General features: G+C 66.9%; 11 protein-coding genes. 7 read left to right on the forward strand and 4 right to left on the reverse strand.

Translation table 11 applies throughout. From position 1 onward, the window contains the following. Positions 1-7 precede the first annotated feature (7 nt). Positions 8-742, reverse strand: coding sequence for an alpha/beta fold hydrolase (locus tag M1248_RS28360; RefSeq protein WP_410506746.1), 735 nt, complete (start codon positions 740-742; stop codon positions 8-10). Positions 743-761: 19 nt separating this feature from the next. Then, complete coding sequence (locus tag M1248_RS28365) at positions 762-2,807, reverse strand: MMPL family transporter (RefSeq protein WP_317150416.1); 2,046 nt, start codon at positions 2,805-2,807, stop codon at positions 762-764. Between the two features lie 93 nt (positions 2,808-2,900). On the opposite strand from M1248_RS28365, the gene M1248_RS28370 reads away from it, so the two are divergent. Beyond that, the gene (locus tag M1248_RS28370) at positions 2,901-3,350 is read left to right on the forward strand and encodes a MarR family winged helix-turn-helix transcriptional regulator (RefSeq protein WP_163738139.1); all 450 of its coding nucleotides are present in this window, start codon (positions 2,901-2,903) and stop codon (positions 3,348-3,350) included. On the opposite strand, the gene M1248_RS28375 is transcribed toward M1248_RS28370, so the two are convergent. Further along, positions 3,337-4,929, reverse strand: a complete 1,593-nt coding sequence (locus M1248_RS28375) for a Na+/H+ antiporter (protein ID WP_317150417.1) — start codon at positions 4,927-4,929, stop codon at positions 3,337-3,339. The two genes, M1248_RS28370 and M1248_RS28375, sit on opposite strands and share 14 nt — an antisense overlap. Positions 4,930-4,971: 42 nt before the next feature. Here M1248_RS28375 and M1248_RS28380 point away from each other — a divergent pair, with 42 nt between their 5' ends. Genes M1248_RS28380 through M1248_RS28405 form a run of 6 tightly spaced genes read left to right on the forward strand, consistent with a single transcriptional unit; the run spans position 4,972 to position 9,148 of the window. Continuing rightward, positions 4,972-5,301 carry a UBP-type zinc finger domain-containing protein gene (locus M1248_RS28380; RefSeq protein WP_317150418.1) on the forward strand — a complete coding sequence of 110 codons (330 nt, stop codon included), beginning with the start codon at positions 4,972-4,974 and terminating at the stop codon, positions 5,299-5,301. Positions 5,302-5,323: 22 nt separating this feature from the next. Beyond that, positions 5,324-6,598: a formate-dependent phosphoribosylglycinamide formyltransferase gene (gene purT / locus M1248_RS28385; protein ID WP_317150419.1), complete on the forward strand. Its 1,275-nt coding sequence runs from the start codon at positions 5,324-5,326 to the stop codon at positions 6,596-6,598. Continuing rightward, entirely contained in the window at positions 6,595-7,050 is a 456-nt protein-coding gene (locus tag M1248_RS28390; RefSeq protein ID WP_317150420.1) for a lumazine-binding protein, read from the forward strand. Before purT ends, M1248_RS28390 begins: the two co-directional genes overlap by 4 nt. A gap of 19 nt (positions 7,051-7,069) precedes the next feature. Beyond that, entirely contained in the window at positions 7,070-7,483 is a 414-nt protein-coding gene (locus M1248_RS28395) for a rhodanese-like domain-containing protein (RefSeq protein WP_163734154.1), read from the forward strand. Further along, positions 7,480-8,727 (forward strand): O-succinylhomoserine sulfhydrylase, encoded by a 1,248-nt coding sequence (locus M1248_RS28400; RefSeq protein ID WP_163734157.1) that lies wholly within the window; start codon positions 7,480-7,482, stop codon positions 8,725-8,727. The genes M1248_RS28395 and M1248_RS28400 overlap by 4 nt, the downstream gene beginning before the upstream one ends. Positions 8,728-8,734: 7 nt before the next feature. Further along, positions 8,735-9,148: a hypothetical protein gene (locus M1248_RS28405; protein WP_317150421.1), complete on the forward strand. Its 414-nt coding sequence runs from the start codon at positions 8,735-8,737 to the stop codon at positions 9,146-9,148. Here the strand turns inward: M1248_RS28405 and M1248_RS28410 are convergent. After that, positions 9,145-10,008, reverse strand: coding sequence for an SDR family oxidoreductase (locus tag M1248_RS28410; protein ID WP_163734162.1), 864 nt, complete (start codon positions 10,006-10,008; stop codon positions 9,145-9,147). The two genes, M1248_RS28405 and M1248_RS28410, sit on opposite strands and share 4 nt — an antisense overlap. Positions 10,009-10,105 lie beyond the last annotated feature (97 nt).

Below are 10,105 nucleotides of genomic sequence, written 5' to 3' on the forward strand. Positions count from 1 at the left end.
CTTGACGCTACCCGCGAAAAACGAACTCCTGGATCAACTCGTTGACCAGAGGCGGATTCTCGAGCCCGGCAAGGTGTGCCACCCCGTCCAGCACGACGAGCTGCGCACCCGGGATGGCCTCGGCCATTGCGGACGTCTCCGGCACTCCGAAGGTGGCGTCCTCGATGCCGGCGACCACCAGCACGGGCGTCGAGATTTTCGCGAACAGCGAACGCTGGTCCGGACGGCTGGGCACCACACTGCGCACCGCCCACGCGCCGGACCGCATGTCGACGGCCTGCACGGTGTTCCGCACGAATTCCACGACGTCGGGACGCGTCCGAAAGGTGGTGGGCCCGAGGAACGCGTTGAGGACTGAGCGGGTCAGGGGTGGCCGGACGCCACCGAGCAGGTTCGCCAAGCGCAACAGGAATCCGTACTCGAGCTTCTGCCGTGCGCCCGCGGGCGATGCGGTGCAGTTCATCAGCACCGCGCGGCCGATGCGGTCGGGATGGCTCGCCGCGAACGTGCCGCCGATCATCCCGCCCCACGAGTTACCGACGAAGTGTGTCCGCTGCACGCCGAGGCTGTCGAGTATGTCGACGATGACTTGCGCACAATCGTCGAAAGTAAATGGTGCAGCGAGCTTCTGGCTACCACCGTGGCCTGGCGGATCGACGAGGATGACCTGGCGCATCGAACCGAAGTGGTCGGCCTGCGATGACCACATGTCGCCGGTCATCAACAGGCTCGGCCAGAACATGATGGCTTCGCCGGTTCCCCTAGTGCGGATGCGCACCTTCCCGAGCGCGGTGTCGACCCGCTGTACGTCCACCAGGTGGACGGTAGTCGTCGGTCCTGAGACTGGGCCACCAGATCGCCGGGCCGATGAGCGTGAACAGCGCAGGGATGATCACGGTCCGCACGACGAAGGTGTCCAGCAGGATGCCGAGGCCCACGATGATGCCGACCTGGGTGAGGACGATCAGCGGAAGCACTCCGAGTACACAGAACACCGCCGCGAGCACGATGCCTGCACTGGTGATGACGGCCCCGGTGGCGGACACGGCGCGGACGATCCCGTCGCGGGTGCCGTGCGTCGGGGTCTCTTCGCGGGCACGGGTGACCAGGAAGATCGTGTAGTCCACGCCGAGAGCCACCAGGAACAGAAACGCGAACAGCGGCGCCGTGTTGTCCAAAGCCGGGAATCCGAAAAGGTGGACACTGGCCCAGCCGCCCAGCCCCAGCGCCGCCAGCGCACTGAGCACCGTGACGGCGACGAGGATCAGCGGCGCCAGTGCCGAACGCAGTAGCACGTAGAGCACCGCGAGCACGACGACGAGAATCGCGGGGATCACCACGAGCCGGTCGTTCCCGGCGGCCGCACTCGCATCGCGTGCCGTCGCGTCGGACCCGCCGACCAATGCGTCCTCGTCGACCGCGTGCACCGAATCGCGCAGCGCATCAATGGTTTCGAAAGCCCTATCCGACGCTGGCTCGGCGTCGATGACCACCGACCACTGCGACAGGCCAGCGGGACTCTGTCCGGCCGGGACGGCGGACAGCACGCCGCGGGTGTCCGCGATCGCCTGCTGGATGTCGGTGGCCCGGTCGGTCGGCGCGATGACGCGCGCGGGATCGGTGAGACCGCTCGGGAAATGATTCGCCAAAGTCTGGTAGCCGCTGACGGATTCGGCCTGTACCCGGAACTGTTCGGTCTGTGAGAGTCCGACGGGTGTGGTCAACAAGCCGGTACACAGCAGCGCAAGGCCCGCGATGGAAACGATCGCGACCCGGGCGGGCCGCTTGGCCACCGCTTCGGCGATGCGGTGCCAGATTCCGCTGTCGGTCAGGGGTTCCGCCCCGACTTGCGGGATGAAGGGCCAGAACAACCGCTTGCCGAACAGGGCGAGCAGCGGCGGCAGTACGAGCAGCACGAAGACCGCGGCGACCACCAGACCCGCAGCGGCCTGTACGCCCAGGCTGCGCACGCTCGGCGACGACGCGAACAGCAGCGTCAGCAGCGCCAGCACCACGGTCGCGTTGCTCGCGATGATCGCCGGGCCGGCGCGTCGCACCGCGACATCGAGGGCTTCGTGGTGATCATCGTTGCGGCCCAACTCCTCTCGATAGCGGGAGATGAGCAGCAGGGCGTAGTTGGTGCCGGCACCGAATACCAGCACACTGGTGATGCCCGACGTCGAACCGTCGGGATTCATCCCGAGCCCGCTGGCGACCGCGGTGCCCACCACAGCGGCCACCCGGTCGGCGAAGCCGATCACCAGCAGCGGTACCAGCCAGAGCACCGGAGATCGGTAGGTGACGATCAGCAGCAGCGCCACGACCGCCGCGGTGACCGCGAGCAGTGTGATGTTGGCCCCCGAGAAGGAGTTCGCGATGTCGGCGCCGAACGCGGGCCCACCGGTGACCTCGGTCCGCAGATCGGCGGGAAGCCCGTCGGCCGCCGACTGCCGAAGCTCCGTGACCGCGTCGCTGAGTGCGAATCCGGTGAGGTCGGCGTTCAACGGCACGACGGTCAGTGCGGCCGCACCGTCTTCGGATACCTGGGCCTGCCATTTCTGCTGGATCGCGGTGAGGTCGGCGGCATCCAGTCGGGCGCCGTCGTTGCGCGTGATCACGATGATTGCCGGGACTTCGTCACCCCCGGGGAACTGTGCGCGGATCGCGTCTGCGCGCGCGGATTCGGCGTCCTCGGGTACCGCTACCGGGGAACGTTCGCTGGAGTCATCACCGGCGAGAAGCGCCATCAACGCACCGGAGACGGCCACCACCAGCACTGCCAGTAGCCAGGACAAGCGACGCGACATGCCTACAATATTTCAGATACTTAAATATTAATCAAATGAAAGTTCTCGACATATGCTTCCCCTGTGAACGACGACCGCGAGGCACTCGAGGCGATGATCGCGGCCGATGTGCGGGCGATGAACGCGGAGTCCGACCAGATCGGCAGGCACTTCGCCGGGCAACACGAAGTCGGGGCCAACGACTTCCGTGCGTTGCTGCACATCATGGTCGCCGAGACCGCCGGAACCCCGCTGACCGCGGGCGAACTCCGCAAACGGATGGGCATGTCCGGCGCAGCGATCACGTACCTGGTCGAGCGCATGATCGCATCGAAGCACCTGCTGCGCGAGTCCGATCCCGCCGACCGTCGCAAGGTCATCCTGCGCGTCGCCGACCACGGAATGCACGTCGCGCGCGGCTTTTTCACCCCGTTGGCCGAGCAGACCAGCATCGCGCTGACCGGAGTCTCCGACGACGATCTACGCGCCGCGCACCGCACCTTCACGGCGCTCATCGCTGCGATGGATGCGTTCCGCAACCAGCTCGACGCTACGTCCGGTTGAGGGTCGCCTCCTCGAGATCGAGTCCGTGCAACATGGTGCGCAGCACCTCGTCGTTGATGCGCCCTGCGTCGCGCTCTTCGATGAACGTCTTACGTTCGGCTCCAAGCATTTCCAGCCGCAGCCGGCGAAACGCGGCGGCCGGGCTCTCGCCGATCTCCTCGTCCGTGCGCCCGAGCCGCTCCCATGCGCTGTTGAGCCGTCGCGTGTTCCACGCCCGCAGTACCTCGGCGGCGCGCTCGGGAGTTTCGGCGGTGTCCTGCGACTCGGCGAGCAGCTCGTCGAGCCGGTCCGCGGCGGCGCGTGCCGCGCGGTCCTGCGCCTGAACCGCGGCGAGCCGGTCCTGCTGGGGGTCGTCGCCCCGCACGTTCAGCAGCCGAATGACCCACGGCAGCGTCAGCCCGTGCAGCAGCAGTGTGCCCACCACGACGACGAACGTGAGGAACACCAGGTGCGGCCGGCCGGGGAACGGATCGCCGGACAGCGTCACCAGCGGCACGCCTGCCGCGGCGGCCAGTGACACCACCCCGCGCATGCCCGCCCACGCCACGACGAACACCTGCGACGGCGGCGGTGTGGGTTCACGCTCCCTGATGCGCCGGAACAACAACGGCGGCAGGTAGGCGAACATGAACACCCACGCGATCCGAACTGCGATCACCGTGGTGAACACCGCGACCGACGACCAGATGAGCACCGAGGCCCGGATTCCCACCAGCTCATCGATGACCTCGGGCAGTTGCAGCCCGATCAACAGGAACGCGAATGACTCGAGGATCAACACGACGGACTGCCACAGCGCGAAGTCCTGCAGCCGAGTCGCGTAGCCGGCGTGCGCCGAGCGCTGGCCGAGGATCAGCGCCGCCACCACCACGGCGATCACGCCGGACCCGTGGATCAGCTCCGCGACGAGGTAGATGCCGAACGGGGCGATCAACGCGATAGCGCTCTCCACGACCGGGTCGTCGAGGCGTGACCGGATGTAGGAGATCAGCGCACCGAACCCGATTCCGACGGCGCCGCCGCCGACCGCGGCCAGCGCGAACGTGCCGATGGCAGAACTCCACGTCGCCGCCGTTCCGATCGCGGCCGCCAACGCCACCTTGTAGGCCGTCAACGCCGTCGCGTCGTTCAGCAGCCTCTCACCGCCGAGCAGGACCATGGTCCGTCGGGGCAGGCCCAGTCGTCTGCCCACCGCGGTCGCGGACACCGCATCGGGCGGCGCCACGATCGCGCCGAGGGTCAGCGCCGCGGCCACGGTGAGCTCGGGAACCGTCTGGTAGGCGACGAAACCGACCGCGAAAGTCGTCGCGAGGGGGAGTCCGACAGCCAACAGACCGATGGGACGCAGGTTCGTTCTCAGCGCGACGTAGCTGCTCTCGGTGCCCGCCGACCACAGCAGCGGCGGCAGGATCACGTACAGAACGAGCTCGGGTTCGAGCACGACGTCGTGCAGCCCGGGCAGGTTGCTGGCGAGCAGTCCCGCGATGACGAGGGCCAGCGGTGCGGAGACGTCGAAGCGGCGGGCGACAGCGGCCAACAGGATCGACAGCATGAGAACCGCCAGCAGTGATGCGCCCACGTCGCTCAGCCTCCTGTGTCGCCGTCCGTATCGTTGATCAGCATGCTGAGGAGATCACGTGCGCGTGCAGCGAAATCCTCCGAGGTCCCCCTGACGAAGGCCCTCGATACGTGCGAACACCTCGACGCCGCTGATGATGCCGCCGAGCCCGATCCGCGCACTCCGGGGCACTGCGAGGACTGCATCGAGGACGGCAAGGGCGCCTGGGCCCACCTGCGAATGTGCCTCACCTGCGGGCACGTCGGATGCTGTGATTCCAGCCCGCACCAGCACGCCGACGAACACTTCAGGCAGACCGGCCATCCCGTGATGCGATCGGTCGAGCCGGGCGAGAACTGGCGCTGGTGCTACATCGACGCGCGGCTGCGCTGACATCTGGCAGGCTGGACCCGCGATGAGTGAAACGACCGACAGTGACGAGTTAATGGCGCAGATCGACTCCGACGAGGTCGAGACGGCGCCCGAACCCAGTCCCGAACCCGCCCCCCAGACCACGGTCATGCTGCTCGGATCGGGCGAACTGAGCCGGGAGCTGACGCTGGCGTTTCAGCGGCTCGGCGCCACCGTCATCGCGGTGGATCGCTATGCCGATGCGCCGGCGCACGGCGTCGCCGACCGATCGGCCGTCGTGAAGCTGAACGACGCCGACGCGGTGACGGCGGTGATCGAGAAGGAGCAGCCGAGGTACGTGGTGGCCGAGGCGACCTTGGTCGCCGCGGACGCGCTGATCGCGGTGGCCGAACGCGGCGACATCGAGGTGTTCCCGACGCCGCGCAGCACCCGGCTGTCCCTCGACCGCGAGGGGCTGCGGCGGCTCGCCGCCGACGAACTCGGCTTGCCAACCGCACCGTTCTGGTTCGCGGGTTCTGCGGAGGAATTGACCGCCGTAGCTCGGCACGCGGGCTTTCCGCTGGTCGTCAAGCCGATTGCGGCGGCTCCCGGGGTGGGCGAGTCGGTGCTGGTGCGTCCCGAAGACGTCGAGCCGGCCTGGCATCGCGCCGTCGCCGCGGGCCGGATACCGCACAACCGGGTGATGGCCGAGGCCGTCGTCGAGGTCGATTTCGAGGTGACACTGCTCACCATCCGCACCATCGGATCGACCGGGCCCGTGGTGCACTTCTGTGAACCGATCGGGCACCGGCAGCTTGGCGGCGACATGCTCGAGTCCTGGCAGCCTCAGCAGCTGTCACCCGCCGCGCTGGATGCCGCGAAGTCGATCGGGGCCCGGATCGTCAACTCGCTGGGTGGCCGCGGTGTGTTCGGCGTCGAGGTACTGGTGCGCGGTGACGAGGTCTACTTCGACAACGTACGGCCGCGACCGTATGACAGCGGGCTGGTAACGCTTCGCTCACAACGACTTTCGCAGTTCGAGCTGCACGCGCGCGCGATCCTTGGTTTGTCGGTGGACACCATCATGATCTCGCCGGCGGCCGCGGAGGTCAGTTACGCCGGGGCGGACGCGACCGAGAGTGGTGGCGCTGCGCTGAACGCGGTGCTGACCGAGGCGCTGGCCGTGGCGGAAAGCGATGTCCGACTGTTCGGCAGGCCCGATGAGACCGAGGGGCGGCGCCGCCTCGGGGTGGCGCTTGCGACTGCGCAGGACCCGATCATCGCCAGGGACCGGGCCCGCCGGGTTTCCGCGGCGCTGCGCAGGCTCTGGCAGCCATGAACAAGCCCGCTTCCGAACCGGAGCCCAGCGCGGACCGGCCTTCTGCGGCACCGTTCCTGGGTGCGCTGGCAATCATTTCGATTGTCGTGATCGCAATTGCGCTGGTGAATTTCTTCCAGGGTGACGAGGTGTCGCCTGAGCAGCAGATCGTGCGCGCGGCGGTGGCGCAGAACGATGCGCTGCAGAAGGAGAGTTACGGCGACTTCCGCAGCAACACGTGCCGTTCGGAGCAGGGCACCGAGGCTGAAGTGCTTGCCGATCAACGCGATTCGAAGGAAAAACAGGGGACGCGACGCATCGCCGACGTGACCGACGTGGTGGTCAACGGCGATCGCGCTACGGCCAAGGTGGCCTACCAGTTCGACAAGGCGTCGGACGTCACCATCGATGTCGAAACGACGTTCGTGCTCGAGGACGGGGCATGGAAGGTCTGTACACAGGCCCCTGGCTAGCTGTGGGACACTCACGATCGTGAGCTATGCCGGAGACATCACGCCTGAGGAGGCATGGAAGCTGCTGGCCGATGACCCCGAGGCGGTATTGGTCGACTGTCGGACCGACGCCGAGTGGCGGTTCGTCGGGGTGGCCGATCTGTCGAGCCTCGATCGCGAGGTTGTCTACGTCGAATGGAACAGTTCCGACGGTAAGCACAATGACGATTTCGTCGACGATCTCAAGGCCGCGGGCGTGACGCCAGGGGACCGGCCGGTGGTGTTCCTGTGCCGTTCCGGCAACCGCTCGATCGGCGCCGCCGAGGCCGCCACCGCGGCGGGCATCGCCCCCTCATACAACATGCTCGACGGATTCGAAGGCGACCTCGATGAGCACCGACATCGTGGCGTCACCGGATGGAAGGCCGCCGGCCTGCCGTGGAGGCAGTCATGAGCCCAGAGGGTCATTCCGTCCGTCGGCCGGCCGAACTGCCCGAGGGCGTCAGCCAGGCGACCATCGGAGTGCGCGGCGGCCTGCTGCGGTCCGGCTTTCAGGAGACCGCCGAGGCGATGTACCTCACGTCGGGGTACGTGTATTCCTCTGCGGCAGAGGCGGAGAAGGCGTTCACGGGTGACATCGACCGCTACGTCTACTCGCGCTACGGAAACCCGACGATCTCGATGTTCGAGGAGCGGCTGCGGCTGATCGAGGGTGCGCCAGCGTGTTTCGCGACGGCGACGGGCATGGCGGCGGTGTTCACGTCGCTGGGTGCACTGCTGGCTGCGGGTGACCGATTGGTCGCCGCGCGCAGCCTCTTCGGTTCGTGCTTCGTGGTCTGCAGCGAGATCCTGCCGCGCTGGGGTGTGGAGACGGTGTTCGTCGACGGCGACGATCTATCGCAGTGGGAGGAGGCGCTGACCGACTCCTCCAAGCCCACCCGAGCCGTGTTCTTCGAGACGCCGTCGAACCCAATGCAGCAGCTGGTGGACATCGCCGCGGTATGTGAGATGGCCCATGCGGTCGACGCGAAAGTTGTGCTGGACAACGTTTTCGCCACGCCGATTCTGCAGCAGGGCATGCCGTTGGGCGCCGATGTCGTGGTGTATTCGGGCACCAAGCACATCGACGGGCAGGGCCGGGTGCTCGGCGGCGCAATTCTCGGCGACAAGCAGTACATCGACGAGCCCGTGCAGAAGCTCATGCGGCACACCGGCCCCGCGCTGAGCCCGTTCAACGCGTGGACCCTGCTGAAGGGTCTGGAGACGTTGTCGGTGCGCGTCGAGCACCAGAACGCGTCGGCGCACCGCGTCGCCGAGTTCCTGGAGAACCATCCGGCGGTCAGTTGGGTGCGGTACCCGTTCCTGGAGTCGCATCCGCAGTACGACCTGGCGAAGCGCCAGATGACCGGTGGCGGAACGGTTGTGACGTTCGAGCTCAAGGCCGCCGGCGGTGCCGGCAATTCAACCGCGGGGAAAGAACGCGCATTCGAGGTGCTCGACAAGCTGCGGATCATCGACATCTCGAACAACCTCGGCGACTCCAAGTCGCTGATCACCCACCCGGCCACCACCACGCACCGCTCGATGGGTCCGGAGGGTCGCGCCGCGATCGGTCTCGGCGACGGGGTGGTGCGAATCTCGGTGGGGCTGGAGGGAACCGAGGACCTCATCGGCGATCTCGACCAGGCGCTGTCGTAGGTTCAACGTGTCTCGCAAGTCCCAAGCGAAACAGGCTCGCCGCAAGAAGCGGCAGGCTGCCCAGAATTCGCGATGGATTCCCGAGACCGTGCTCGAAGGGCTCTCCGACGACATCGAACTTGCTGCGGTGCTGGAGCGACTGGATGAGCGAATCACGGAGCGCGGCTGGGTTTTTGACGAAGAGCTCTCCGATGATGAATCGGCGCTATGGTATTTCATCCCGTCGACGGCGGAGGTCCCTGACGACGGCGACGTGGTGCCCGTGACCACGATCGCGATGACGTCCGACGACGCCGACGTCGTCCACGTCGTGTTCGTCGGCACCGCCGACGACTACCAGTTCGGGCTCGAGGAGTTGTTCGAGAATCTGGACGTGATCGAGGGTTACCGCATGGGGAACCCGATCCCGCAGTTCGCCTAGGGCTTGTCGGGACCCTCGACGACGCCCTGAGCCGCCCGCGCGCGCTGCTCGTAGGTTTCGCGTGCGGTGGTGTCGAAGTCCAGGAACACACGGTCCAGTCCGAGCTTGCGGTTCAGCCAGCGACGGCCGCGGGGGCCCAGCATCTGTGCGGCCTGCGCGGTGAACCGCAACGGCGGCGGCACGGACACATGAGTTTTCGGCTTGTCCAGAGTCTTGATCACAGCCTTGGCGATGTCCTCGGGTTCGACGGGCTTGATCGCGCCGCTGCTCTTGGTGCCGGAGATGAGCTCAGTGTTGGTGAACGGCGGCATGACCACGGAGACGTCGACGCCGTGGGGCGCGACCTCGTCGGCCAGCGCCGCGGACAGCCCGACGACGCCGAACTTCGCGCCGACATAGACGACCTGGCCCGGGACGGGGATCAACCCGGACAGCGAGGCGATGTTGATGATGTGGCCGCTGCGGCGGGCGATCATGTCGGGTAACACCAGCTGGCAGCCGGCGATTACGCCGTACAAGTTGACCTCGATCGACGAGCGGATCGCCTGCTCGGTCTGTTCGAGGAACGGGCCGATCGGCATCACGCCGGCGTTGTTGATCAGGACGTCGATGTGGCCGCGGCCCTCGGTGCGCGCCTTGTCCAGGAATGTCGCGAAGGATTCGCGGTCGGTGACGTCGAGCGGATAGCCCGAGACCTGGCCGAGCTTGGTGAGCTGCACAACTGCCGACTCCTGAAGGGCGACGTCACGGTCACCGATAACCACGCGGGCGCCACGCTGCAGCAGCGCCTTGGCGGTGGCGTATCCGATGCCGCGAGCGGCACCGGTGATCGCGATGGTCTTCCCGTGGATGTTGTCCATGCGGCCAAACTTTACACGTGTCAAGTTTTGATGAAAAGCAGGAATCGTGTCGGCCTGTTGCCTCACGTCAAGATGCGCGCGTGGGGGCATTCGTTGC

It is taken from the genome of Mycobacterium sp. 29Ha, from assembly GCF_032883055.1.
GTDB lineage: Bacteria > Actinomycetota > Actinomycetes > Mycobacteriales > Mycobacteriaceae > Mycobacterium > Mycobacterium gallinarum.